A 25,042-nucleotide genomic window follows, 5' to 3' on the forward strand; every position below is an offset into this window, starting at 1 on the left:
GAAAGCCGGCGCTCGCCGCTTAGCTGTGAACCAGAATTTTGTTCTCATCGCCGCAGGGCCAGAGCAATAATGGTCGTGTGAAGCGGCTCAACGGCATGGACGCGATGCTGTTGTACAGCGAGACGCCGAGCCTGCATACCCACACCTTGAAGGTGGCGATCGTCGACGCCGCCGGCTGCGACGGCGAGGTCAGCTTCGACGTATTTCGGCACACGCTGCGTCGGCGACTGCATCGGCTGGATCCGTTGCGCTACAAGCTGATCGACATCCCGTGGCGATTGCATCGTCCGATGTGGCTGCAGAATTGCGAAGTCGATCTCGATTACCATTTGCGGCGCGTTCAGGTACCCGCGCCGGGTGGACGCCGAGAACTCGACCAGGTGATCGGGCAGATCGCGAGCATTCCGCTCGACCGCGGCCGTCCGCTGTGGGAGTTCCACTTCGCCGAAGGCATCGCCGACAACAAATTTGCGATTATCGGCAAAATGCACCACGCCTTGGCCGACGGCGTCGCCTCCGCCAATCTGCTGGCCAGACTCATGGACTTGACCGGGCCGGCGCAGGACGACCGCGACAACGACACGACATGCACTGCGCCCTCGACGGCGCGGCTGATGCGTGCCGCCGCCGCGGATCACGCCCGGCAGGCCGCCGCATTGCCCGCGGTGATAGCCGACGCGCTCAACGGCGCCCGACGGCTGCGCCGGCGCGCCCGGCAGCGCGGCAGGCAGCCAGAGCTTGCCAGGATGCTGCACGCTCCGCCGACATTCATCAACCACATCGTTTCTCCGGCACGGGCTTTCGCCACCGCAACTTTGTCGCTACCTCAGGTCAAACAGACCGGCAAACAGCTGCAGATCACCGTCAACGACATGGTGATGGCGATCGCGGCGGGTGCGCTGCGCGAACTGCTCTTGCGCTACGACGGCAGCGCAAACCAGCCCCTGGTCGCCTCCGTCCCGGCCACCACGGACAGGTCGCCGCAGCGGATCAGCGGCAACGAGCTCGGGGGCATGGCGGTGTCGCTGCCGACGCACATCGGCGATCCGTTGGAGCGGGTGCGCCTGACGTCGGTGGCAACGACGATCGCCAAAGAGAACAACCAGCTTTTCGGCCCGGAGCTTTACGGCCGATTGATCAACTATCTGCCGGGCGCTGCAGCCCCCCTGGCGTTCCGATGGCTGGGCAGGCGGAACACCCGAAACAGGTTGTTCAACCTCCCGATCTCCAACGTGATGGGGCCGCGTGAGCGTGGCCGTTTCGCGGGCGCCCCGGTCAGCGAAATCTATTCCGCCGGACCGCTGATCACCGCCTGTGGGATCAACATCACCGTGTGGAGCTACGTCGATCAGCTCAACATATCGGTGATCGCCGATGACCGCACCCTCGGCGACCCCCATGAACTCACCGACGCCATGGTCAGCGCATTTTGCGAAATCCACACTGCCGCTGGGTTTTCCGATGACATTGCTACCGCGCAGGGCGCAATGCCACCCGCCCCTGTCAGGTCGGTGGGCTAGCGCGGGAGCTGGCCCTACCCGAGCACCGGGAAGCGCCGCTCGCGGGCCAGGCCGTCCAGGGCGGTCTGCATCACGCAACGGACGTGTGCGTCGACGTCCGCGACGCCGGGCTCATCGCCGAATCGGGCCGCGAGGTCGATCGGTTCCAGCACCTCGGTGACGATCTTGGTCGGCAGCGGCAGGTTGGGCGGAATGATCATGCTGAGCCCGAAAGGGAATCCCACGGTGACGGGCAGAATGTCGGACCGCCACCGCGACAGACCCAGGCGCTTAGCCAGCCACGTGCCGCGCGTAAGAAACAGCTGGCTTTCCTGCCCACCGATCGAGACCGTCGGCACGATCGGCACCTGCGCCTCGATCGCTGACCTGACGTATCCCGTCCGGCCGTTGAAGTCGACGATGTTCTCCGCCAACGTCGGCCGGTAGGCATCGTAGATTCCGCCTGGGAACACCAGCACCACACCGCCGGACCGCAGCGCTCGCGCGGTGTTTTTCGAGGTGGCGCGAATGACGCCGAGGCGGCCCAGCCATTCCGATACCGGCCCGACGAACATGCCGTCGTGGCCGAGGGTGTACAGCGGACGCCGATAGCCGAACTTGCGGTAGAAGGCGGCGGCGAAGATCAGCACGTCGGGCGTGAGCATGCCACCCGAATGGTTGCCGACGATCAGCGCACCCCCATCGGGCGGCACCGATTCCAGCCCACGAACTTCGAAGCGAAACCAGCGCCGCGCCAGCGGTTCTGCCGCGGTGACCAGACGCTCGGTTAAGCCGGGATCCCACTCGCCGCCGTCGCGTGCACTCACGAAGCCGGGGTGAATTCGAGGTGCAACTCGGATAGTCCTCGCATCTGCCAGGTCGGGTCGTAGGTGTAGTGCCGGGCGTCCGACGGGCCGTGTTTGGCTTCCACGATGGCGATGTCCGCCATCCGGTCGAGTATGCGGTTCAGCGAGATTCGCCCCTCCGCACGGGCCAGCGGTGCGCCCGGGCACGAATGATTGCCGCGGCCGAAGGCCACATGTTCGCGCACGTTCGGCCGATCGATGTGGAACTCGTCGGGCCGCTCGAACTTTCGCGCATCCCGGTTGCTCGCACCGGGCAGCAGCATCACCGTGCTTCCCGCCGGGACGTCGACGTCACCGATGGAGGTCGTGGTGCGCGCCATCCGGAAGTGGCACTTGACCGGGCTTTCCATGCGCAGCGTCTCTTCGACGAAATTCGGTATTCGGCTGCGGTCTTCGCGGAGCAGCTTCTGCAACTTCGGGTTCTCGGCGAGGATGCGGACCCCGAAGCTGAGCAGCTTGGTGGTGGTTTCCTGGCCGGCCGCGAATAGAAACGTCGCCAGCCGGACCACATCGATGACTTCCGGCGTTGAGCCGTCCGGATACTTCGCCTGGGCCAGCTCGGTCAACACGTCGTCGCGTGGCTGCCTGCGACGTTCGGTGATGTGGGTGGTGAACTTCTCGTCGAGGTATTCCAGCGGATTGTGTGCGCGCGTCACCGAGTCGTCCTCGACCCCACCGGAGAACTTGTTGGAGAACACATCCCGAAACTCTTCGTGGTCCTCGACCGGAACTCCCAGGAGGTCGGCGATCACCAACCCGGAGAACGGTCGCGCGTATTCGTCGAGGAATTCACAGCCGCCGCGGGACAGGAACTCGTCGAGCTGCTCATCGGCGAGTCGCCACATGAAGTCTTCGTTTTCCTTGAGCCGCCTGGGCGTTAACAGGCGACTGAGCAGACCTCGCGTCCGGGCGTGCTCCGGCGGGTCTTGCGTCACGATGTGTTCGCTCATCGGGATCTGCGAGCGATGCCGATCGATCAGGTGGCCGATGTCATCGCCCTCGGGTTCGAATGGCAATCCCGAAAACGGGCCTGCGACCGAGACGCACGACGAGAACGCCGGATCTTTGTAGACCGCGAGCGCTTCGGGGTGTCCCGTTACCGCCATGACGCCCTGATCGGGTCGCGCCAGCACGGGGCAACGCGCGCGCAGATGGTCGAAGTAGGGGTACGGGTCCGGAATCAGGGACAGGTCGGTGAAGAAATCGACCGATTCGAATTCGCTCAATAGGACTCCTAGGCATCCAGGTAACCGCCCCCGGCAACGTCAACCCGGGCGACGTAACCTCTCCTGCCAATCTAGAGCTGAACAAATATTAGGTCAAGTTGGGCGGTCGGAAGAGTTGGCTCTACCCGGACAATCGCTGGACGAGCCGCGGCAGGCCCGGGCCGTCGAGCATGCGCAGGAGTGCAGTGCGGCCGGCGACAGCCATCATCAGCGCGGCCACCGGTCCGCGGATTTCCGCACCGCTCCCCCATACTCGGCCAATATCACCGGCGCGCAGACTGATTCCGCGCAGTCGCCCGAGGGGGACGAAGCCGAACGGCCACCAGCCGGTCAGGAAATCCATGGCCAATGCTGCTCGCTGTGGATCGGGTTGATAGGGCAGTCCGAGAGGAATCCGGATGTCACCGGTGTGCACCAGAACATCCGCCAGCGGGTCCAACGGTCCGAACAGCGGGGGGTCGATCCGGCGGTCCGCGCATCGGCGCAAACTGGCTGCGATCTCGGCGGCCGGCAATTCGGCACGGCGGCGCGCCAATTCGTCGATTGCGCGAGCCATGCTCCTACGACGCAGCGCGAGCCGCAGGAACGCGCGGGTGCCGTCGGTGGCGGTGCTGACCGCATGAGCGGCCACTGTCTTGACATCCCAGCCCGCACACAGGCTCGGCGTTGCCAATTGTGCGGCGTCCAATTCGTCCAGCAGGATGGCGATGCCACGCCGCTCGTCCGCGACGGCAGCGAAGACGAATTCGCGGTCCACGCGCATGGGCGTCACCGCAGCGAGATTGCCGCTACGGTTGCGATCGGTTCGAAAACCATGACCCTGGCGGCAATCTCGTCGAAAGTGATTCCTAGCCGGCGGGGTATGCGACCGACTTGATCTCGGTGTACTGGTCGAACCCGGCCACACCGTTCTGGCGACCGATGCCGCTCTCCTTGTAGCCACCGAACGGCGAGTCGGCAGCGTAGCCGGCACCGCCGTTGACGCCCATGAAGCCGGCCTTGATCCGGCGGGTCACCGACAGCGCACGCTCGAGGGAACCCGCGAACACGTTGCCGGCCAAGCCGTACACGCTGTCGTTGGCGATCCGGATCGCGTCCTCCTCGTCGTCGAACGGGATGACGGAGAGCACCGGGCCGAAGATCTCCTCCTGGGCGATGGTCATCTTGTTATCGACATTGGTGAAAAGCGTTGGCCGGATGAAGTATCCCTTGTCGAAGCCGGTTTCCGCGCCGGGGCCGCCGACCAGCGCGGTGGCACCCTCGTCGACGCCCTTTTGGATGTAGCCGTTCACCCGCTCGTACTGCCGCTGCGAGATCACCGGCCCGCACAGCGTCGCGGGGTCCTGCGGGTCGCCGCACGTGACGTTCTCGTAGATGTTCTTGAGGATCTCCACGCCTTCGTCGTAGCGGGACCGCGGCAGCAGCAGCCGGGTCGGGTTGGCACAACCCTGACCGGCGTGCATGCACGGCGCTATGCCCACCATGCACGCAGTCGCGAAGTCGGCGTCCTCCAGCACGATGGTGGCCGACTTGCCGCCGAGCTCCAGGAACAGCCGCTTCATGGTGGCCGCACCCTTTTCCATGATCCGCTTGCCGACAATAGTGGAGCCGGTGAACGAAATCAGGTCGACCTTGGGCGACAGCGTGAGCTCCTCGCCGACGAAGTGATCCGAGGCGGTGACGACGTTGACGACGCCGGCGGGGATGTCGGTCTTCTCGGCGATCAGCCGGCCCAGCCGGTTCGCGTTGAACGGCGTGTTCGGCGCCGGCTTGAGCACCACGGTGTTGCCGCTGCCCAACGCCTGGCCGAGCTTGTTGAGCGTGACCTCGAACGGGAAGTTCCACGGCACGATCGCGCCGACCACACCGACCGGCTCCCGCCACACCTTGATGGTGGTGTTCGCGCCGGTGAGGCTGATAACCCGGTCCCCGAGGTCGGTCTCCCAGGCGTACGAGTCGATCAGCCGAGCGGGGTATTTCAGGCCGTCCGCCAGCGGCGCATCAAGCTGGGGCCCGTATGTGATCGCGCGGGGCGCGCCGACCTCGAGGATGAGCTCCTCGCGCAGCTCGTCGATCTCGGACTCGATGGCCTCGTGCAGCTGCAGCAGGCAGCGCTTGCGCAGCTCCTTGTTGGTCGACCAGTCGGTCTCGTCGAAGGCGCGCCGGGCCGCGTCGATGGCCCGGTGCATGTCCTCCTTCGAGGCGTCCGAGACCTCGCCCAGGGACTCCTCGGTCGCGGGGTTGATGTTGGTGAAGGTGCCGGCCTGGCCTTCGACGAGCTTGCCGTCGATCATCATCTTCGGCTCGAAGCGGACCTTTACAGCCTCAGTCATATCTGTCACTCTCTTCTGACTCGGTAGAGGGGCTACGGAGAGCCTTACCGGAAACTAGCCGATTGGCAAGTTGCACCCTTCAGCGGGCCGGTCATCGCGGATCGAACAGCACCGGAACCGACGTCGGCGACCGGAAGACCTGGCCGCGGATGTGGGGGTCGTCCGCATCGGGGTCCAGGCGCAGATTCGGCAGCCGGTCGAGCAGAAGGTTGATGGCGGTGCGCATTTCGAGCCGCGCCAGGTGCATGCCGAGGCACACGTGCACGCCATGCCCCCAGCCCAGATGCGCCCGGGCCTCCCGGTGGATGTCGAAAGTATTCGGATCGGGATAGCGATCCTCCTGGCGGTTCGCCGAACCGAGCATCGGCATCACCGTCGCCCCGGCCGGGATCGCCACGCCTCCGAGTTCGGTGTCGCGGGTCGCCACCCGGGTGATGGTCAACAGCGGCGACTCCCAGCGCACGCCTTCCTCGATCGCCTGGGGCAGCAACGATCGATCCGCGCGGACCGCATCCAGCTGCGCCGGATCCGACAACAGCGCCAAAAGCAGGCTGCCAAGCGCGCGGTAGGTCGTCTCGACGCCCGCCGGCAGCAGCAGCCGAAGGAACGAGAAGATCTCCTCGTCCGCAAGCTTCTCCCCGTCGATCTCGGCCGCGCCGAGGGCGCTGATCAGATCGTCCTTCGGCTCGGCGCGGCGGGCCTCGAGTATCGGCGCGAAGTAGTCGCACAGGGCGGCCGCGGCCGCGAGCCCGCGTTCGGGGTTCATCAGCCAGCTCAGCAGCGAGATCGACCACCGCTGAAACTGTGGGTAATCCTCTTCCGGCAAGCCCAGCAGCCCCGCGATGATCTGGCTCGGGTAGTCGAAGGTGAACTCCTTGACCAGATCGGCCTTGCCATTGGGCGCGAACTTGTCGATCAGGCCGTTCGCCACGCGGCCGACCAACTCGTCCTGCCAGCGCGCCAATGACTTCTGCGAGAACGCCTTCGACACCAACGAACGCAACCGGCCGTGGATCGGCTCGTCCATGCCGAGCATCACGCCTTCACCCAGCACGGGCCCGAATGCGGCGATGACCGCGGCCGAGGAGAACGTCTCGTTGTCGCGCAGCATCTGCTGGATGTCTTCGTGGCGGTACACGATGAACATCGGCAGCCCTTCCTCGTGCGGAAGCGCGCCCGACGTCTCGAGTCGCTGCACCGGTTCCTCGCGGCGCAGCCTCGCCAATTCGGTGTACGGGTCCCGCACGTCACCGGATATCGCGTCGTCGAAGGCGCCGAAATCCGCCAGGTCGTCGAAAAGTTGTTCCATGGTTGCCCCTTCAATCCCCTTGCGCCGCACCCTGTTGCGACGAGAACCGCCCCGCCACCGCGGCCAGCCGCTGCAGTACCGGCTGCGGAAGAACACGGGCGACGAAGACCATCGCCTTTTGACTTGTCGTCAACGGCCACGCCCCGCCCCGCATCGCGCCTTGCCGGGGTATGCCCAGCACGATCCGCGACAGGTGGTGCATGCCCGACGCGGGCAGGATCCTGTTGGCCACCAGCAACATCGAGGCGTCCGGACCGTTGCCTCGGCGGCGGAATGCTCCCCGATCCTCGATCGCCTTGAGCAGGCCGTCGGTGAACCGCTCCGGCGGCCGTGCCATTTTCATCGCGAACCGCCCGCGGCCGTTCATGGTGTTGTGCAGGCGGGCGTACGGGCCGTTGAAGTTTCGGTCATCGGTGGTGCCGGCGTCGGTGATGATCTCGGTGTCATACGTGCCGGCCACCAGGACGGTGACACCGAGACCGAACGGCGCGATCTCGCACGCCATCGACTCCCCCCAGCGCTCCAGGGCCCCCTTGGCCGCCGAATACGGCGCGGTGGCGGGCTGGCCCCGCACCCCGGCCGCGCTGGACACCAGCACGATTCGGCCCCGACCCGCCGCCCGCATCGACGGCAGCAGCGCCTGGGTGAGCGTGACGGGACCCAGGACGCTGGTGGCGAACATGCGCTGCCACAGCGCCATGTCGGTCTCCTCGACCATGCCGGCGGCCGAGATTCCCGCGTTGTGCACCAGTGCGTATGGCGCGCCCACCGTCTCTTCGATTGTTTTGGCCGCCAAAGCGATGGACGCGCTGTCCGTCAGGTCGAGCTGGACGCCGATCAACCGGTCGTCGTCAGGCGCCCCGAGCCCCTGTTCCTGAATAGCCTCGCGCAGCAGCGGCATTCCTTGATCGGGCGTCCGCATGGCCGCGACCACGCGCCACCCCTCCCGGTACATCCGCACCGCCGAGGCGAAGCCCAGTCCGCGCGACGCTCCGGTGATGACGACCGTGCGCGGCTCAGCCATTCTTGCCCTGTGCCGCACAGGCTCCTTGACCGGGCGGCGGCGGTTGGACGTGCGGTCGGCCGTTGGGCTCCCCACTCGCCCACGTGGACCAGATGCCGACGGAGTAGGGCCCTTGTGCGCCCTCCGTCTCGTAAAATCCCTGCGGGTCATACACTTTCGCCTCCGGATATGGCCATGGGCAGGCCACCGAAGTGGCGGCGTGACTGACCTTGATGAGCCAGAACCAGCCACCGTAGGCGAAGTAGGACACATTGATGATCACGAACATCACCAGGAACGTCCCCAGCACCGGACGCGTCGGAAGCAACTTCGCTTTCGCCGCAAGCCTTTCCGCCACCGACTTGCCGGTGTCGTCGCGGTAGCACAGGATCGCGGCCGGCACCATCACGAAGCACACCGAGAACGACTCCCAGATCAGCGGGAACTGGAAGGTCGTGCCGGTGAACACCGATCCCCACGGGATCACCTGCGAGTAGATGTACATGCCCCAGTGCACCAGGATGTTTTCCAGGAAGGCATCGAAAACGAATCCGATCACCAGCGTGATCAGGCCCAGGCTGACCAACGGATGCCGCGACACGTAACTCGTGGGCCCGTACTTTGCCTGCAGTCGGCGCAGGGTCCAGACCGCCGGGAAATAGGGCCCGAAATAGAACATCACGTAGCCGAAGACCACGAATGGTTCGACCGTCGGCGACAACGACACCAGCGGCCAGGATTCCGGCCAGTGGACGAGATCGGGGTTGTAGACGGCGAACGGTGACCAGTTCATGATCGGGTCCTGCCACACGATCAGCGTGGTACACAGGAACATCAACATCACCGGGCTACCCGGATTGCGGCGCCAGCCCCTGATGAACACGATCAACAGCAGGATCAGTGCCCCAACCGTGGCCCAATCCAGGAACCCGATGTAGTCCAGCCCGAACGTGAATTTCACCGGACGGGGCCGCCCAACCACGTTCGGGTTCGCGACGCGAGGGTCAAGGGCCACACGGCAATTGGCGATGAAGAAGAGCGCGAACGCGGCCAGTGCCGCGCCGGCGAACCAACCGCCCCAGCCGCGCTTGTCTTTGCGCTGCGCGACGGCCGGCTCCTGTGCGGCAGGCGGTGTCGTTTGTTCGGTAGACGGGTTCGTGCTCACGAGTCAGCCTTCCTCCCCGAAGCGATCGACCAGATGCGAGTTGACGCCGTCGGCATCGAGGGTGCGTGCCACCAGGTAGCCGGCGCCCATCCAGGCCCGCCGCGTCCACTTGCCGAAGGACACCCGGGTGCCGGGGGCGCCAGAGGCCGCGGGCATCATCTTCACCCGCTCGAGGGCCTCTTTGACGCCGCGCGGGCTCAGCGGATGGGCATCGGTGAACGCGCGCACCAGTGTCGCGGCGACGTCGCGGTTCACCACGGTCACGCAGAACTCGGGGCGACTGCCGTCGTACTTTTCCGCATAGGTGTCGAGGAAGTCCTGGCCGATCCGGTTCGCCTCGTCGTACTGGTCGACACCGATCCAGCCCATGAACGCCTGCCACATGATCGGGTTGACCCACGCGTTCTGCCACGCCGTCGTGGTGAAACGGGGTGGGTCCCACCCCAGGGCCTCGAGCGCCGGGTTGACGAAGACGATTCCGAATCCGAATCCCAGGTGGACGATCCCCTCAGCCTTGGCCTCGTGAAGCGTCTGGACCGCGGCGCTGATGTCCTGGGCCGTCTGGGCTATCGAAACCTCCGCCACGATGCGAATACCCTTGCGCCGACAGGCACTTCGCAGGTTCTTCAGATAGCTCTCGCCGATGAGGCTCTGCTCGACCAGAACCCCGATCTCGGCGAGTCCTCGTTTGGCGATCAGGTCGGCCAGGAAGATCGGCTCGTCGGTCATCGATCCCTGCGGGAACGAGAACGTCCACTCGCCCAGCCAGTCGTCGGTACCGGTCACGCTGATCGCGGGGACCTTGAACCGTTCCTCGATCGCTTCTCGCAACGGCACGCAGTTATCGGTGATGTTCGGGCCGAAGACGACGAGGCAGCCCTCGTCGACGAGCTCGCCATACGCATCGATCACCGCCTTGACCGACCCCTTTGGCAGACCCTCCACCTCGCGATAGATCATCTGCACGGACCGATCCATCAGGCCCTGCTCGACCGCCTGTCCGAAGATGAGATCGAAGGTCTGGGTGAAGGAGGCGAACAGCTCCTCGGGGAATCCCGGGGGAAGCTTGAAGTCCATGAGATAGCCGACCTTGATCGGCTCTGCGCTGCTCTCGTAGGACATCCGACCTCCCGGGTGACTGGATTTTGCATGGGCCGATGCGAAACCTAATATTTGTTCAGACCCTAGCGGGGGCGATATGCAGCGTCAATCGTCGGGCCCGCCGGACACGCTCGGCGCCAGGTAGATCTCGATCATTTCGCCCAGCGCCTTGCCCACTGCGACGTCGTCGGTCAGCGGGCCCGCAATCGCGGCGCGGGCCGCCTCGCGCATGCTCAGGCCCTCGGCGACCAGCCTGCCCGCGGCGATCAACACCCGCGTCGACGCGACCTCGCGCAGCCCGCCGGTTTCCAGCCGGCGGATGGCCTGCCCGAAACGAACCAGTTCGGCCGCGGTGGGCCCGTCCACACCCGCCTCGTGCGCGACGATGCCTTCTTCGAGATCTGCTGCGGGGAAATCGAATTCGATGGCAACCATCCGCTGCCGTGTCGAATCCTTCAGATCCTTCAGCACGCTCTGATAGCCGGGGTTGTAGGAAACGACCAGGCCGAATCCGGGTGCCGCGTCCAGCGTGACGCCGAGTCGCTCGATCGGCAGTTGTCGTCGATAGTCGGAAAGCGGATGCAGCACCACGGTCGTGTCCTGCCGGGCTTCCACCACTTCGTCGAGGTAGCAGATCGCTCCCTCACGCACCGCATGGGTCAGCGGTCCGTCCACCCACACCGTCTCGTCGCCGCGCAGCAGATACCGGCCGACCAGGTCCGCGGTGGTGAGGTCGTCATGACACGCGACGGTGATCAGCGGCCGGCCCAGGTCGTACGCCATCGCCTCGACGAATCGGGTCTTGCCGCACCCCGTCGGGCCCTTCAGAACCAGCGACAGACCCTGGCGGTGGGCCGCCTTGAAAACGGCCTCTTCGCTGCCGACCGCTCGGTAATAGGGCCGTACGGTCTGCGCCTCGGGGGTCCCGCCGTTGACGTAAGCAAGTCCGGATTCGTTGGCCATAGCTTCCCTTCTGCTGCCTCCGGCGATTGGAGCCTAGCCGGAACAGATGTTTGTTTCAAGTGCCCGGCCGAGCGGCATCGACGCCCCCGAGCGCCAACTTCGTTCTGCGACTTGGCATCACCGACACCCTGCGGCGAACCTCCGCCGATCGCAGTGCGGAGCGAAACAGCGGCCCGATGACACCGGCGAGCTGATCGGGTCGCGCGATCGTCGCGTGCGCGGTGCTGCCGAACACCCGGCGCAGCGATTGCACGTCGGTTCCGGCGCCGATCGTCAGGCATACGCAGCCGGTCCCCCGGCGGCGGGCCTCGCTCAGCGCGCGGCGCGCATCCGCGGCACCGTAAGCCCGCTCGTATCCGTGGTCGTAGGCCAGCCCGTCGGACAGCACCACCAGCAGCCGCCGTGACGTACCGCCGCGCGCCTCCAGGGTCGCCGAACCATGCCGGATCGCCGCGCCCAGCCGCGAATACGCGCCGGGTTCAAGGCTATTGAGTCGCCTGATGACCTGGGCGTTCAGCTGGTCGTCGAACCGCTTGACGGGCACCATGCTCACCGCGCGCCGGCCCTGCGAGTAATAGGCGTACAGCGCGACGCGGTCACCGAGATCGTGCAACGCCACGGTCAGGTTGGCGGCCGCCGCGCGCTGGTGTTCATGCACCGTGCGCCCGACTGTTCCGGGTTCGGCCGCCGAGCCCGACACGTCGAGCAGGAGCAACACCGAGAGGTCGCGCCGGCGCCGCAGGCTGTCGAGATACACGGCCTCGTCGGGCACCGATCCGGCCCGCACTTCGACCCGGGCTTCGACCGCGGCATCGATGTCGATGTCGTCGCCCTGCACCTGGCGGTGGCGGCGGTGCAGACCCATGCCGAGCCGCGACAGCGGCCGCCGCACCCCGATGGCGTCGTCGATGGGCTGGGTGGCCGACCCCTTGATCTGTGGCTCGACCTCACGCACCGTGCACCAGGCCGGCCGATAGTTCTTGCGCGCGACGTCCCATTCCGGATACCGCACACCGTCCGCGGCTGTTCGCCCCTCGTGGTCGGCGTCTGCATCGTCGTCGCCGGCGGTCGAGGCGAGCGAGGCGACGGCGTATGCGCCGCGCCTGCCGGAATGGGTGCGGTGGGTCGGGGTGTCAGCACCGGGCGGACCGCCGCCACGGCCGGTCTTGCGCGCCGACGAAAGCATCTTTTTCAGCCACTTACCGATGAATCCGCCCCCGCCGACCGGACTGGTGAACAGGTCCGGATCGTCGGAGTCGTCCACCTCACCGTCGTCGAGTTCCTCCAGTTCCGTTGCGGCATTGCTTCGCGGCGCGTGCTCGGGCTTCGCGGCGTCGTCTTGTTTTGCCACCCGGACGCACGCGGCAATGACCTTGGCCGCACGAATCACGCCGAACTCCGGCGCCGGGTCCTCGAGCGCGTCCCGCGAGGCCGCGATGGCGAGGGAAGCGCGGGGCGAATCGCTGCGACCCGCGATGTCACGATCGCCCAGCGACGCCAAAACACTTGGCAGCAAAGGTGCGTTCGCGACCAATGCCCGGTGGCCTTCGACCGCCAGGTAGCGCCTTGCCAGCTTGCGGTGCCGAACCAGCGTGCCCACCACTTCGGGCGCCAGGCTGCCGGCGGCAATCATCGACGCTTGCACCGCCACGGCCTCCAGTTGCGCGAGCGGGCCCGCGGCGGCATCAATGTGGATGATCTGGCCATCTGTCCACGCCGGTTCGCCCCGTGACAGCCCGTCGACCGCGACGGCTTGGCCCGCCAGCGCGGAAGCGAGCATGCCCAGGACCTGCAGCCGGTCGGCACGGGCGCCGTCCACGCTCAACCTCCGGATTGTTGACCAAATATCTGTTCCACCGTAAAGTCCGGCTGCACGGCAGTCAACGAAGCGGGAGCACACGATGCTTGACTTCACCGGGCAGGTGGCGGTGGTAACCGGTGCCGGTCGGGGGCTCGGTCGGCTGTACGCGCTGGACTTGGCCCGCCGGGGTGCGGCGGTGGTGGTCAACGACCTCGGCGGCTCGATGCGCGGCGACGGTTCTGACTCAAAAGTCGCCGACGACGTGGTCGACGAGACAAGAATGCCGGCGGCGCGGCGATCGCGTCGTACGACTCCGTGGACAACGCCGCGGGCGGTCAGGCGATCATCGATGCGGCGGTGGACGCATTCGGGCGCCTTGACGCCGTCGTCAGCAATGCCGGCATTTTCGGCAGCGCGCCCTTCGAGGACCTCTCGTACGCAGACTGGACGCGGATGCTGCGCGTGCACCTCGACGGCGGCTTTCACCTGTCCCAGCCCGCATATCGCGTGATGAAGAACAACGGGGGCGGACGATTCGTGTTCATCTCGTCGTCCGCCGGGATCTTCGGCCAGCCGATGGAGGCCCACTATGCGGCGGCCAAGGCCGGCCTGGTCGGATTGACGAACGTCATCGCCATCGAAGGCGAGCCGCACGGGATACTCGCCAATTCCGTTATGCCCACCGGCTTCTCACGAATGGTGACCGAGACGGTCGGTGACGAGAGGTTCCTCGCGGAATCCGGCTTCATGCAAGCGATCCGACCGGAGCTCGTCGTGCCGCTGGTGACGTTTTTGGCCAGCACCGCCTGCACGTTCACCCACCGCAACTATTCCGCGGCCGCCGGCCGCTATGCGCGGGTGTTCGTCGGCCTCACCGAAGGCTGGCTCGCCGACGCCGAGGCCGGGCCAACCGCCGAGGACCTCGAGGCGCATCTCGAGCAGATCTCCTCGACGGAGAATTTCATCGTGCCCGCGTCGATCGTGGACGAGGTGCTCGAAGTGTGTGATCGACGCGGTGTCAGCCCGATGCCGGGTAACGCCGAGGTGGCCTTCCCCGAACCCCGAGGGAGTTGATTGACCAACAATCTGCTCAACCGTAAAGTCCGGCTTGGCCACAAGGCTTTCCGACGCCGAAGACGACGCTGAAGACAGAGGAACGTGGACTTTTCCTACCCGGTGGAAGTGGAACAGTTTCGCAGCGAGCTGCGTGACTGGCTGTCGCGCAACCTCACCGACGAGCTGGTGGCGGCCCGCCGGCCGACCGGCCGCGACGACGCCGCGTTCGAGATGCTGCGCGCATGGAACGCGACGATGGCCGACGCGGGATGGGCCGCAGTGTCTTGGCCCCCCGAATACGGCGGACGCGGCGCAACGGTGCTCGAGCAGCTGGTCTACACCGAAGAGACCACCCGGGCTCGAGCTCCTATGCCGCTCAACGTGATTGGACTCAACAATATCGCCCCGGCGATCATGCAGTACGGCACCGAGTCGCAGAAGCTCACCCTGCTCCCCCGCATGATGCGCGCCGACGACATCTGGTGCCAGGGCATGTCGGAGCCCGAGGCGGGGTCCGATCTCGCGGCGCTGCGCACCCGCGCCGTGCGAGACGGTGACGACTTCGTCGTCAACGGCCAGAAGATCTGGACTTCCCTTGGGCATCGGGCCGACTGGTGTCAGCTCTACGTGCGCACCGATCCCGACGCGCCCAAGCACAAGGGGATCTCCTGCCTGATCGTGGACATGACGCTACCGGGCATCGAGGTCCGCCCGCTGGTCACACTCAACGGTGACGCCGACTTCGCCGAGGTCTTCTTTCACGACGTGCGGGTGCCGGCTGACGCGTTGCTGGGTCCGCTCAACGCGGGCTGGCAGGTGGCCACCACGACGCTCAGCCACGAGCGCGCCGGGGCCGCAAGGCTGTACGCCGAGATGCAGGCCCGGCTCGAAGAGCTGGTCCACGACCTCGCCGGCGCCGGCGCCCTGAGCGATCCGGTGAAGCTGCGGCGCCTCGGCGAAATCGCGGTCCGCATCAAGTATCTCGAGGTCCTGTGTCAGCGGTCGATCTCGGCGACGCTGCATGGTGGTGACGCGTTCGGCTCGGCAAGCCTCGCAAAGACCGTGTGGGGCGAGATCGGCCAGGACCTGGCCGCTCTGGCCTTCGACGCCCTGGGCACCCAGGGTGCCGGCGCGCCATGGGCGAACTATCGCCTGACGTCGCGGTCGCTGACCATCGCGGGCGGTACCACGCAGATCAACAAGAACATCACCGCGCAACGAGTGCTGGGGCTGCCGCGCAAATGAACCTCGAACTCACCGACGAGCAGGTGGCGCTGCGCGACACCACGCGGCGCTTTCTCGCCGAGAAGGCATCGATTTCGCAACATGTCCGTCCGCTGCTGGGCGATCCGGCCGGAACGGACGAGGCGGTCTGGCGCGGTCTTGCCGATCTCGGTGCCACCGGGCTGCTGGTGCCGGAGGAGTACGGCGGCGCCGGCATGACGATGGTCGAGGCGGGCATCGTCGCCGAGGAGCTGGGCGCCGCGCTGCATCCGGGCCCTTGGTTGTCGACCGCGGTGGCCGCCGCGCGGGCGCTGACCCGGCTCGGGGACAACGACATCGCACCGAAGTTACTGCGCGGCATCGCCGACGGCAGCACGGTGGCCACCGTTTGCTTCCCGGATTCGGCGAACGCCTCGATCGTCGCGAGCCGACGCGATGACGCCATCGGGTTGCGCGGTGAGATCGCCGCGGTGCCCGACGCCGCGGCCGCCGATGTTCTGCTCGTGGTCGCCGAAGACGCCGACGACACTGCGCTTTTCGCGGTGCGGGCCGGCTCGTCCGGGCTTTCGGTCACCGCGGAGCACGGCATCGACCCCACCCGTAAGCACTTCCGCGTCACGTTCGACTCCGCACCCGCACAACGACTGGCCGCGGCGTCCGCGCACGACCAAGCGGCGGTGATCGACGACGTGCTGATCGCCGCCGCGGCCGACGCGCTCGGCGCCGCGCGCGCCGTAATGGACCTCGCCGTCGAATATGCGAAAAGCAGAACGCAATTCGGTCAGCTGATCGGCTCCTTCCAGGCCGTCCAGCATCTGTGTGTGGACATGTTCGAGACGGTCGAGTTGGCCCGCAGCGGTGTGATCCACGCGTTGTGGGCCAGCGACGCATACCCCGACGCGGATAGCCAACAGGGCGAAGAGCGCCATCTCGCCGCGCTGCGGGCCAAGGCGTTCGCGGGACGGCTGGCCACCGTGGCCGACACCGCCATCCAGGTGTTCGGTGGGATCGGCTACACGTGGGAGCACGATGCACACCTGTACCTCAAGCGCCTGCTGAGCTGGAGTGCGTTTCTCGGCGGTCCCGATGGTTACCTCACCGAACTCGGTGCGCGCCTTGCCAAGAGAGGCGGGGCCTGATGGAGATCGACTACCTGCTCACCGCGACCCCGTCGGCGCGCAAATCGCTCGACCTCAACGCGCCGGTCGACCTCGACGACATCCGCGACTGCCTGCGCATCGCCCTGCAGGCGGCGAACGGGTCGAATGCCCAGGCATGGCGCTGGCTGGTGATCTCGGATCCGGCGCTGCGCACCGAAATCGCCGGGTTGTATCGCCAGGCCTACCTGCTACGGGTAGGTGGACAGCTAATCGCCGACCTCATGCCCGCGGGAACTCCGGAGAGCAGGGTGATGTCGTCGACGGAGTGGTTGGTCGAGAATATGGCGAGCGTGCCGCTGCTGGTAATCCCTTGCTATGAACCGTATTTGCCTCGCATCGAGGGCGATGAATCGTTTCATTTGGCAACGTTGTACGGCTCCATCTTCCCGCCGGTGTGGAATTTCCAGCTGGCCCTGCACACCAGGGGATACGGGACGTGCATCACCACCTTGCATCTGCATCACGAAGCGGAAATCCGGAACCTGCTCGGCATCCCGCCGACCTACGTTCAGGGCTGCCTCCTGCCAGTGGGCCGCCTGCGGTCGGGCCGCAGGTTTTCACCGGCGCGCCGGCGGCCGCTCGAGGAAGTGGTCGCGCGCGACCGCTGGGATGGCCCACCGCTCTAGAATGGGGCTTTCACGGCTTTGTGCAGGGCATTCAACGCGCGCAGTCTGATAGCCTCTAACAAAGATTTGGTTCGGCTAGAGAGGACGAACGCGAATGCTCGCCGACCCGCAATCGTCCGGATTCGCACACCGCTGACCATGGCCAAGGCCGAGTCACTGCGCGCCGGCGGCACAGCCGAATCCCCGACCCGCCGCGCCGAAATCCTCGCCACCGCGGCGTCATTGATCGCATCCTCGGGTCTGCGGACGTCGCTGCAGGAGATCGCCGACGCGGCAGGCATCCTTCCCGGCAGCCTGTATCACCACTTCGAATCCAAAGAGGCCATCCTGGTCGAGCTGATCCGCCGCTACCAGGACGACCTGGAGCGCATCGGCCGGGCGGCCCAGGCGAGACTGGACGAACCAGACTCCCGCCCGGCCGCCGAACAGATCATCGAACTCGGTTCGGCGATCGCCGACTGCGCCGTGGAACACCGCGCCGCGTTGCAGATGTCGTTCTACGAGGGGCCGAGTACGGACCCGGAGTTGATCAAGCTGACGCAGCAACGGCCCGTGGCGATCCAGGAGGCGATGCTGCAGACGCTGCGAGCCGCCCGGTGGAGCGGTTACATCAAATCCGACATCGACCTTCCCACCCTGGCCGACCGGATCTGCCAAACGATGCTGCAGGTCGGGCTCGATGTCATGCGCCACAAGTCCGCCCCCGACCAGGTGGCCCGGCTGCTGTGCCGAATCATCCTGGAAGGCTTGGCAACTCGGCCGCCCACCGACTCGGCACTGGACCGCTCCAAAGCCTTCACCGCAGCCAGCGACGCGATCGCGACATGGTCCGATGACAGCGACGCGGACCCGAGCGACAAGGCGGCCGCGGTGCGTGCGGTGGCACGGGCCGAATTCGGCCGTCGAGGATACGAGGTAACCACGATCAGGGACATCGCCTCGGCGGCCGGTCTCGGCACCGGAACGGTGTATCGGGTGATCGGGTCCAAGGACGAACTCCTCGCGTCGATCATGGAATCCTTCGGCCGGAAGGTCGAGGCGGGCTGGGTCAGCGTCTTGCGCTCGGAATCCACACCGATCGAAAAGCTGGACGCGTTGAGCTGGGTCAACGTCAATGCCCTCGACCGGTTTTCCGACGAATTCCGGATCCAGCTGGCCTGGATGCGCCAATCGCCCCCGGACACGCCCAACCCCGGCTGGCTGTACGCCACTCGGCTGCGGCAGATGAAAATGCTGCTCTCCGAGGGCATCCGGTCGGGCGAAATCGGCGTCGACGCGCCGTCCACCGCGATGTTGTCCCGCTGTGTCGTCGGCCTGCAGTGGATACCGGAGAACATCCTGCAAGACATCGGCACCCGCGCCGGTCTGGTGCACGCCCGCGACACCGTGCTGCGCGGCGTCGCCGTCCCCCGCAAGTAACCCTCACCAACCCGCCCCGGTATTGAACCAAATAACTGTTACCCATACAGTTGAGCAGTTAGAACCGCGTTGGCATTATCCGAGAAGGGGATTTCCATGACCATTGTCGATCGGCTGCGCTACGACGGCAAGCGCGCTCTCGTCGTCGGTGGCGCGACTGGCATGGGCGCCGCGGCGGCCAAGTCAGCGGCCGAGCTGGGCGCCGAAGTCATCGTGATGGACTACGCGCCGGTGAAGTACGACGTCGCCAAGTCCATTCAGGTCGACCTGCGCGACACCGCGTCTATCGACGCCGCGATCGAACAGCTGGACGGCCCGATCCACGCCGTGTTCTCCGCCGCCGGCATCGCCGACGGGACCACCGACCTGATGGCGATCAACTTCCTCGGCCACCGGCACCTGATCGAGCGCCTGCTCGAGCGCAACCAGCTTCCGTCGGGCTCGGCGATCTGTTTCATCTCCTCGGTCGCCGGCATGGGCTGGGAAAACGACCTGGACCTGCTGACCGAGTTCTTGGCGACGCCGGACTTCGCGTCGGCCCAGGAGTGGGTCAAGGCGCACGAGGCCGAGGGCATCATCCACTACGGCTTCTCCAAGAAGGTCGTCAACGCCTACGTCGCGACCCAGGGCTACCCCCTGCTGAAGAAGGGCATTCGGATCAACGCGATCTGCCCGGGTCCCACCGACACCCCGCTGGCCCAGTCCAACGCCGACCTGTGGCTGACGTTCGCCCAGGACTACCGCGACGAGACCGGCTCCAAGGTGCACACCCCGGAGCAGATGGGCGACGTGATGGCGTTCCTGAACAGCGCCGCCGCCTTCGGCATCAATGGCATCACGCTGTTGGTCGACTACGGGCACACGATGGCCTCGCTCACCAATGCCTACCCGCCCGGCAAGCCGATCATCGACATCATCATGGGACGGGTGAAGCTTTAGTGGTGGTCGCGAGCGCGGCGTAGCCGGGCGAAGCGGGCCGCCACCATCGAACCCGTGGTGGTCGCGAGCGCGGCGTAGCCGGGCGAAGCGGGCCGCCACCATCGGGCGAGCCTCGGTACCGTCGAAGGCATGGCACGGATCATCGTCTTCGGCGGACACGGCAAGGTCGCGCTGCAGCTCGCACGCGACCTGACCCAGCGGGGCGACCAGGTGAGCTCAGTCTTCCGCAATCCCGATCAATCCGACGACGTCGCCGCCACCGGTGCCAAGCCGGTGGTGGCCGACATCGAGCGGCTCGACACGAACGCCCTGGCGGACCTGGTGACCGGGCATGACGCTGTCGTCTTCTCGGCCGGGGCGGGCGGTGGCAATCCGGAGCGGACCTATGCCGTCGACCGGGACGCCGCGATCCGGGTGGTCGACGCCGCCGCACAGGCGGGCGTCAAGCGGTTCGTGATGGTGTCCTACTTCGGTGCGGGCCCGGATCACGGTGTGCCGCAGGATGATCCGTTCTTCGCCTATGCCGAGGCCAAGGCCGCCGCCGACACGCACCTACGCGACAGCGACCTGGACTGGACGGTGCTGGGGCCGGGCCGGCTGACCCTCGACCCGGCGACCGGCAAGATCGCGGTCGGCCGGGCGAAAGGGCAGGTCTCGCGCGCTGACGTCGCGCTCGTCGCGGCCGCCGCATTGGCCGACGATTCGACCATCCGGCGAACCATCGATTTCAACAACGGCGACGTCCCGATCGCGGAAGCGCTGGCGGACTGACTAAGCTACCTCTCGCAGCTGGTCTGCCTGCGTCGCAACCGCGCCGCAAGCATCGAGCGAAGCGAACGTTAGTAACGCTTCGTGAGAGGGAACCCGGTGAGAATCCGGGACTGTCCCGCAACGGTATGCAGGAACGACCGCCGTCACAAGCACTGGTCGCAAGGCTGGGAAGCGACGGCCATTAGGAGCACCAACGGGGTGCACGCCTGCGAGTCCGGAGACCTGCCAGCTGCGCCGGGCGCGCCGCGTCCGGCGGCTCATCGCCTCGTGGAATGGGCGTTAGGCTGCAGCCGTTGCGGTTGGTACCTGGTACGCACCGCTATCGGATCGGCTGCACGTCCGCCGGCGGTGGCCACCATGCCGATTGAAGGACGGATATCGTGACCCCTCAAGCATTTACCGCAACGATCGTCGGCTCACCACGCATCGGTCCGAAGCGCGAACTCAAACGCGCCACCGAGGGCTACTGGGCCGGCCGCACCAGCCGGGCCGACCTGGAGAAGGTCGCGGCCGCCCTGCGGCGCGATACCCGGAAGGGCTTGGCCGACGCCGGCCTGGACTCGGTCCCGGTGAACACCTTCTCCTACTACGACCAGGTGCTCGACACCGCGGTCATGCTGGGTGCGTTGCCCGACCGCGCCGCCAAAATTCCCGACGACCTGGACCGCTACTTCGCCGCGGCGCGCGGCAACAAAGACGTCGCACCGCTGGAGATGACCAAGTGGTTCGACACCAACTACCACTACATCGTTCCCGAGATCGAGCCCGCGACGTCATTCGCCCTGAACGCGGACAAGGTGCTCTCGGAGCTGAAAGAGGCTCTCGAGCAAGGAATTCCGGCCCGCCCGGTGGTCATCGGGCCGATCACCTTCCTGCTGCTGAGCAAGGCCGTCAACGGTGGCGGCGCGCCGATCGAGCGCCTGCAGGAATTGGTGCCGATCTACTCCGAGCTGCTGTCACTGCTGGCCGACAACGGCGCGCAGTGGGTGCAGATCGACGAGCCGGCGCTGGTGACCGACATTTCCCCCGACGCACCGGCGCTGGCCGAAGCGGTCTACAACGTGCTGGGCAAGGTGAGCAACCGACCCGCGATCTATGTCGCCACCTACTTCGGTGACCCCGGCGACTCGCTGGGCGCGCTGGCCCGTACGCCCGTCGAGGCGATCGGCGTCGACTTGGTCTACGGCGCCGACACCGCGATTGCGGCGGTGCCAGAACTGGCCACCAAGACCGTGGTGGCCGGTGTCGTGGACGGGCGCAACATCTGGCGCACCGATCTCGAAGCGGCACTGGACAAGCTGGCAACCGTGCAGCGTTCGGCGGCCACCGTCGCGGTCTCGACGTCGTGTTCGACACTGCACGTGCCGTACTCGCTGGAGCCCGAGACCGGCCTGGACGACGCGCTGCGCAGCTGGCTGGCGTTCGGCCGGGAGAAGGTCGTCGAGGTGGTGACGCTCGCTCGCGCACTGAACGAGGGGCGCGATGCGGTCGCCGACGCGATCGCGGCGTCCAACGCCGCGGTGGCGTCCCGCAAGAGCGACCCCCGCCTGCACAACGACCGCATCCGGACCCGCATCGACTCCATCGTCGCGTCGGGTACGCACCGGGGCGACGCCGCCCAGCGCCGCGCCAGCCAGGAGGCGCGGCTGCACCTGCCGCCGCTGCCGACCACCACCATCGGGTCTTTCCCGCAGACCGTCGAGATCCGCAAGGCGCGTGCCGCGTTGGTCGCCGGCGAGATCGACGAGGCCGAGTACCAGAGGCGGATGAAGCAGGAGATCGCCGACGTGATCAAGCTGCAGGAGAGCCTCGGGATCGACGTGCTGGTGCACGGCGAGCCGGAGCGCAATGACATGGTGCAGTACTTCGCCGAGCAACTGGACGGATTCTTCGCCACGAAGAACGGCTGGGTGCAGTCCTACGGCAGCCGCTGCGTGCGCCCGCCGGTGCTCTTCGGTGACGTGATCCGCCAGCACCCGATGACGGTGCAGTGGGCGAAGTACGCGCAGTCGCTGACCGACAAGCCGGTCAAGGGCATGCTGACCGGGCCGGTGACGATCCTGGCGTGGTCGTTCGTCCGGGACGATCAGCCGCTGGCCGACACCGCCAACCAGGTGGCGCTGGCGATCCGCGACGAGACCGTGGACCTGCAGGATGCCGGCATCGCGGTCATCCAGGTCGACGAGCCCGCGCTGCGCGAGCTGCTACCGTTGCGTCGCGCCGCTCAGGAGGACTACTTGCGTTGGGCCGTAGGGTCTTTCCGCTTGGCCACCTCCGGCGTCGCGGACTCCACCCAGATCCATACCCACCTGTGCTATTCGGAATTCGGTGAGGTGATCGGAGCCATCGCCGATCTGGACGCCGACGTGACGTCCATCGAGGCGGCGCGTTCGCACATGGAGGTGCTGGACGACCTGAACTCCATCGGTTTCTCCAACAGCGTGGGACCGGGCGTCTACGACATCCACTCGCCGCGGGTGCCGAGCACGGGCGAGATGGCCGAGTCGCTGCGCGCGGCGCTGCGGGCCGTTCCCGCCGAGCGGCTGTGGGTCAATCCCGATTGCGGGTTGAAGACCCGCAACTCCGACGAGGTGAGCGCGTCGCTGAGGAACATGGTTGCCGCCGCCCAGGAGGTGCGGGCCGAGGCATAGCGATTGTCACGCCAGCGTGGCGCTACCCGCCGAGCGTCACGCTGGCGTGGCGCTAGCCACCTCGACGGGCACGTCGTCGGCCCAAGGTTGGCGGACGACCATGTCGGCTACCCGGACGACGCCGCGCTCGAATTCGCCGGTCGCCGCGTCGACCAACCGGTACGCCTGCGTCTGCTTGTGAATGGGTTGCGCGTCAAGCAAGACCACTCGCACCTCGCCCGGCTCGAAGTGGCAGCGTTCCTGCAGGGCGGCGATCAGTTGCTCGTTGTGCATGTGGCCGTCGCCGAAGTTCCAGCCGATCGCGGTGCTGCAGATCCGCTCGCCGTCGGTGATGACGTAGTCGTCCTCGTTCTGGTCCGCCATGGCGCGGTGTGCCAGCGTGAACAGCGCGCGGCCGTGAGTGTTGAAGCCGCGGAACGCATATCCCATGTAGATCGGTATCTGGGCCGCCTCGGGGCTGCCGTAGAACCGCTCCAGCTGGGCCTGGGGCATGCTGGCGATCGCCACGATGCCCCGGCTGATCTTGTCACTGGCCGACGGCTTGATGCACCACAGCGTGGTGTCCCAATTGCCCGCGTAGTAACGCATCCCCGGGAGGAACGAGATCTTGCGCGGAAACATGTTGCCCAACACGACGATTCCCGCGATGACGACGAACAGGACCGCCACCACCACCGGGTGTCTCAGGTCATGCAGCCCGATGTGGGTGTGCGCGACGAACAACGACAACACACCGAAGATCATGAAGACGTTCCACTCCAGCGGCACCCCCATCGGGATCGACACCAGGATCCCCAGGTGGAAACAGACCATCACGATGGCGGCGATCGTGACGGGCCAGCCGCCGTGACAGAAGAACAGCGGTAGCGGCACCAACATCTCGATGGCGGTGCTCAGGTGTGCGATCCAGCGCGACAGCCGTCCCGGCCGCAGGTCATCCGGGAAGCTTTCGAAGAAGCGCCGTTTCAGCCAGCGGGGCCGCACCAACGGGTTGTTGGACATCATGGTGGAGATGACGAACGGAAAGTGTTTGTTGAGCTTGGATGTCGCGGCACCCATCCAGATCACCAGGAACACCACTTTGGAGCCGACGATCATGTCGGGCGCGGCGAACACGAACGTCACCGCCATGGTCGCGTAGACCTCGCCACGCGCGGCCAAAAAGATCACCTTGTCGCGCAGCCCGGCCACCGCCAGAAGCACGAGGATCAAAACGATCTTCCAGGCGGGCAGCAGCCCGATCGTGGTGCCCAGTTCGGGTATCGGTCCCGTGCCGTCGGCGAACAGCGCCGCAAGCGTCACCAGAAGGAAGAGGCCGTACAGCGCGACGTCGACCGGTTTGCGCTTCGTGCCCTTGGTGAGTGGCACTCGATCGGGCCACGGTGGCAGCCGGATGGTGCCGAAGCGCATCCAGTACAGAATCGAGCCCATCGGCGGGAAGAACCGGTTGTTCAAAGGGCCGAAGCCGCAACCCAGCCCGATCACCTCGAAGAGCATCGTGTACAGCACGACTTTTTCGAAGACGATCGGCTCCGACCACCACGACGCGACGCGCGTGAACCCGCCAAGACCGTTGGTGGCCGACGCGAACAGCCACGCACCGAGGATGTAGAGCAGGATCTTGACGACATAGAACAGATGCAGCACCACCGGTGTACCGAAGCCCACCTCGGCCCAGTGCTTGGCCATCGGCCGGATCTTCTCGCTGCGGGTGCCCTTGTTCCATTCGGCCATGTCGAGCTGCGGCAGCTCCGGCTTCAGAAATCCCATGGTTTCACAGACTAGAACGTGTTCTAGGGGGGCGTACCGCAACCTCGGACAAGAAATCGTTGCGTGCGGCTTTCGCGCCGGCACCGTTGACGGCGGGTCGGCGTGCGGTTACCGAACTGGCCGCGCGCGTGCCCTCTGAGCCTGCTTGTGCGCCAGATCA

The 25,042-nt window shown here is 66.4% G+C and carries 20 protein-coding genes, 1 pseudogene and 1 riboswitch; of the genes and pseudogenes, 9 read left to right on the forward strand and 12 right to left on the reverse strand.

The genetic code is table 11. The features are described 5' to 3' along the window. Positions 1-77: 77 nt before the first annotated feature. Positions 78-1,520 (forward strand): WS/DGAT/MGAT family O-acyltransferase, encoded by a 1,443-nt coding sequence (locus tag AC5Y30_RS11535; RefSeq protein ID WP_499918289.1) that lies wholly within the window; start codon positions 78-80, stop codon positions 1,518-1,520. A 14-nt stretch (positions 1,521-1,534) separates the two neighbouring features. On the opposite strand, the gene AC5Y30_RS11540 is transcribed toward AC5Y30_RS11535, so the two are convergent. The 10 genes from AC5Y30_RS11540 to AC5Y30_RS11585 form a co-directional block, all read right to left on the reverse strand. Next, positions 1,535-2,326: a lysophospholipid acyltransferase family protein gene (locus AC5Y30_RS11540; protein ID WP_499918290.1), complete on the reverse strand. Its 792-nt coding sequence runs from the start codon at positions 2,324-2,326 to the stop codon at positions 1,535-1,537. Then, positions 2,323-3,591, reverse strand: coding sequence for a cytochrome P450 (locus AC5Y30_RS11545; RefSeq protein ID WP_499918291.1), 1,269 nt, complete (start codon positions 3,589-3,591; stop codon positions 2,323-2,325). Before AC5Y30_RS11545 ends, AC5Y30_RS11540 begins: the two co-directional genes overlap by 4 nt. 121 nt (positions 3,592-3,712) lie before the next feature. Next, positions 3,713-4,348, reverse strand: coding sequence for a maleylpyruvate isomerase family mycothiol-dependent enzyme (locus AC5Y30_RS11550; protein WP_499918986.1), 636 nt, complete (start codon positions 4,346-4,348; stop codon positions 3,713-3,715). 91 nt (positions 4,349-4,439) lie between these two features. Next, positions 4,440-5,924 (reverse strand): aldehyde dehydrogenase family protein, encoded by a 1,485-nt coding sequence (locus tag AC5Y30_RS11555; protein WP_499918292.1) that lies wholly within the window; start codon positions 5,922-5,924, stop codon positions 4,440-4,442. Positions 5,925-6,015: 91 nt separating this feature from the next. Beyond that, positions 6,016-7,233: a cytochrome P450 gene (locus AC5Y30_RS11560; RefSeq protein ID WP_499918293.1), complete on the reverse strand. Its 1,218-nt coding sequence runs from the start codon at positions 7,231-7,233 to the stop codon at positions 6,016-6,018. Positions 7,234-7,243: 10 nt separating this feature from the next. Beyond that, positions 7,244-8,257 (reverse strand): SDR family oxidoreductase, encoded by a 1,014-nt coding sequence (locus tag AC5Y30_RS11565; protein WP_499918294.1) that lies wholly within the window; start codon positions 8,255-8,257, stop codon positions 7,244-7,246. Continuing rightward, on the reverse strand, positions 8,250-9,401 hold the full coding sequence (locus AC5Y30_RS11570) for a spirocyclase AveC family protein (RefSeq protein ID WP_499918295.1): 1,152 nt from the start codon (positions 9,399-9,401) through the stop codon (positions 8,250-8,252). The genes AC5Y30_RS11565 and AC5Y30_RS11570 overlap by 8 nt, the downstream gene beginning before the upstream one ends. A gap of 3 nt (positions 9,402-9,404) precedes the next feature. Continuing rightward, positions 9,405-10,523, reverse strand: coding sequence for an ABC transporter substrate-binding protein (locus tag AC5Y30_RS11575; RefSeq protein WP_499918297.1), 1,119 nt, complete (start codon positions 10,521-10,523; stop codon positions 9,405-9,407). Between the two features lie 84 nt (positions 10,524-10,607). Beyond that, the gene (locus tag AC5Y30_RS11580; protein WP_499918298.1) at positions 10,608-11,465 is read right to left on the reverse strand and encodes a CbbQ/NirQ/NorQ/GpvN family protein; all 858 of its coding nucleotides are present in this window, start codon (positions 11,463-11,465) and stop codon (positions 10,608-10,610) included. Positions 11,466-11,520: 55 nt separating this feature from the next. Beyond that, positions 11,521-13,245, reverse strand: coding sequence for a nitric oxide reductase activation protein NorD (locus AC5Y30_RS11585; protein WP_499918988.1), 1,725 nt, complete (start codon positions 13,243-13,245; stop codon positions 11,521-11,523). A gap of 121 nt (positions 13,246-13,366) precedes the next feature. Between AC5Y30_RS11585 and AC5Y30_RS11590 the strand changes: the two are divergent. From AC5Y30_RS11590 to AC5Y30_RS11615, 6 genes and pseudogenes are all read left to right on the forward strand, one after another. Next, positions 13,367-14,340: pseudogene (locus AC5Y30_RS11590) on the forward strand (SDR family NAD(P)-dependent oxidoreductase). Positions 14,341-14,424: 84 nt separating this feature from the next. After that, positions 14,425-15,567 carry an acyl-CoA dehydrogenase family protein gene (locus AC5Y30_RS11595; protein ID WP_499918299.1) on the forward strand — a complete coding sequence of 381 codons (1,143 nt, stop codon included), beginning with the start codon at positions 14,425-14,427 and terminating at the stop codon, positions 15,565-15,567. Beyond that, positions 15,564-16,685 carry an acyl-CoA dehydrogenase family protein gene (locus tag AC5Y30_RS11600; RefSeq protein WP_499918300.1) on the forward strand — a complete coding sequence of 374 codons (1,122 nt, stop codon included), beginning with the start codon at positions 15,564-15,566 and terminating at the stop codon, positions 16,683-16,685. Before AC5Y30_RS11595 ends, AC5Y30_RS11600 begins: the two co-directional genes overlap by 4 nt. Continuing rightward, positions 16,685-17,332, forward strand: coding sequence for a nitroreductase family protein (locus AC5Y30_RS11605; RefSeq protein WP_499918301.1), 648 nt, complete (start codon positions 16,685-16,687; stop codon positions 17,330-17,332). The genes AC5Y30_RS11600 and AC5Y30_RS11605 overlap by 1 nt, the downstream gene beginning before the upstream one ends. A gap of 138 nt (positions 17,333-17,470) precedes the next feature. Continuing rightward, positions 17,471-18,751 (forward strand): TetR/AcrR family transcriptional regulator, encoded by a 1,281-nt coding sequence (locus AC5Y30_RS11610; protein ID WP_499918302.1) that lies wholly within the window; start codon positions 17,471-17,473, stop codon positions 18,749-18,751. Positions 18,752-18,847: 96 nt separating this feature from the next. Continuing rightward, positions 18,848-19,690: an SDR family oxidoreductase gene (locus AC5Y30_RS11615; protein WP_499918303.1), complete on the forward strand. Its 843-nt coding sequence runs from the start codon at positions 18,848-18,850 to the stop codon at positions 19,688-19,690. Here the strand turns inward: AC5Y30_RS11615 and AC5Y30_RS11620 are convergent. Further along, a complete protein-coding gene (locus AC5Y30_RS11620) occupies positions 19,687-19,821 on the reverse strand; it encodes a hypothetical protein (RefSeq protein ID WP_499918304.1) in 135 nt (44 codons plus the stop codon). The two genes, AC5Y30_RS11615 and AC5Y30_RS11620, sit on opposite strands and share 4 nt — an antisense overlap. Here AC5Y30_RS11620 and AC5Y30_RS11625 point away from each other — a divergent pair. Both AC5Y30_RS11625 and metE read left to right on the forward strand, forming a co-directional pair. Beyond that, a complete protein-coding gene (locus AC5Y30_RS11625; RefSeq protein ID WP_499918305.1) occupies positions 19,820-20,461 on the forward strand; it encodes an SDR family oxidoreductase in 642 nt (213 codons plus the stop codon). The two genes, AC5Y30_RS11620 and AC5Y30_RS11625, sit on opposite strands and share 2 nt — an antisense overlap. 56 nt (positions 20,462-20,517) lie before the next feature. Next, positions 20,518-20,687, forward strand: a riboswitch (cobalamin riboswitch). 154 nt (positions 20,688-20,841) lie between these two features. Continuing rightward, on the forward strand, positions 20,842-23,112 hold the full coding sequence (gene metE / locus AC5Y30_RS11630; protein WP_499918306.1) for a 5-methyltetrahydropteroyltriglutamate--homocysteine S-methyltransferase: 2,271 nt from the start codon (positions 20,842-20,844) through the stop codon (positions 23,110-23,112). A 36-nt stretch (positions 23,113-23,148) separates the two neighbouring features. Here metE and AC5Y30_RS11635 read toward each other — a convergent pair whose 3' ends face one another. Further along, positions 23,149-24,882 carry a DUF3556 domain-containing protein gene (locus tag AC5Y30_RS11635; protein ID WP_499918307.1) on the reverse strand — a complete coding sequence of 578 codons (1,734 nt, stop codon included), beginning with the start codon at positions 24,880-24,882 and terminating at the stop codon, positions 23,149-23,151. Positions 24,883-25,042 lie beyond the last annotated feature (160 nt).

The sequence above is a fragment of the Mycobacterium sp. NGS27 genome, from assembly GCF_059813005.1.

Coding starts and splice junctions, on each gene's coding strand:
- AC5Y30_RS11555 (WP_499918292.1), bottom strand. CDS start 5,924: ATGACTGAGGCTGTAAAGGTCCGCTTCGAGCCGAAGATGATGATCGAC.
- AC5Y30_RS11560 (WP_499918293.1), bottom strand. CDS start 7,233: ATGGAACAACTTTTCGACGACCTGGCGGATTTCGGCGCCTTCGACGAC.
- AC5Y30_RS11565 (WP_499918294.1), bottom strand. CDS start 8,257: ATGGCTGAGCCGCGCACGGTCGTCATCACCGGAGCGTCGCGCGGACTG.
- AC5Y30_RS11575 (WP_499918297.1), bottom strand. CDS start 10,523: ATGTCCTACGAGAGCAGCGCAGAGCCGATCAAGGTCGGCTATCTCATG.
- AC5Y30_RS11580 (WP_499918298.1), bottom strand. CDS start 11,465: ATGGCCAACGAATCCGGACTTGCTTACGTCAACGGCGGGACCCCCGAG.
- AC5Y30_RS11585 (WP_499918988.1), bottom strand. CDS start 13,245: ATGCTCGCTTCCGCGCTGGCGGGCCAAGCCGTCGCGGTCGACGGGCTG.
- AC5Y30_RS11600 (WP_499918300.1), top strand. CDS start 15,564: ATGAACCTCGAACTCACCGACGAGCAGGTGGCGCTGCGCGACACCACG.
- AC5Y30_RS11605 (WP_499918301.1), top strand. CDS start 16,685: ATGGAGATCGACTACCTGCTCACCGCGACCCCGTCGGCGCGCAAATCG.
- AC5Y30_RS11610 (WP_499918302.1), top strand. CDS start 17,471: ATGGCCAAGGCCGAGTCACTGCGCGCCGGCGGCACAGCCGAATCCCCG.
- AC5Y30_RS11615 (WP_499918303.1), top strand. CDS start 18,848: ATGACCATTGTCGATCGGCTGCGCTACGACGGCAAGCGCGCTCTCGTC.
- AC5Y30_RS11625 (WP_499918305.1), top strand. CDS start 19,820: ATGGCACGGATCATCGTCTTCGGCGGACACGGCAAGGTCGCGCTGCAG.
- AC5Y30_RS11620 (WP_499918304.1), bottom strand. CDS start 19,821: ATGCCTTCGACGGTACCGAGGCTCGCCCGATGGTGGCGGCCCGCTTCG.
- AC5Y30_RS11635 (WP_499918307.1), bottom strand. CDS start 24,882: ATGGGATTTCTGAAGCCGGAGCTGCCGCAGCTCGACATGGCCGAATGG.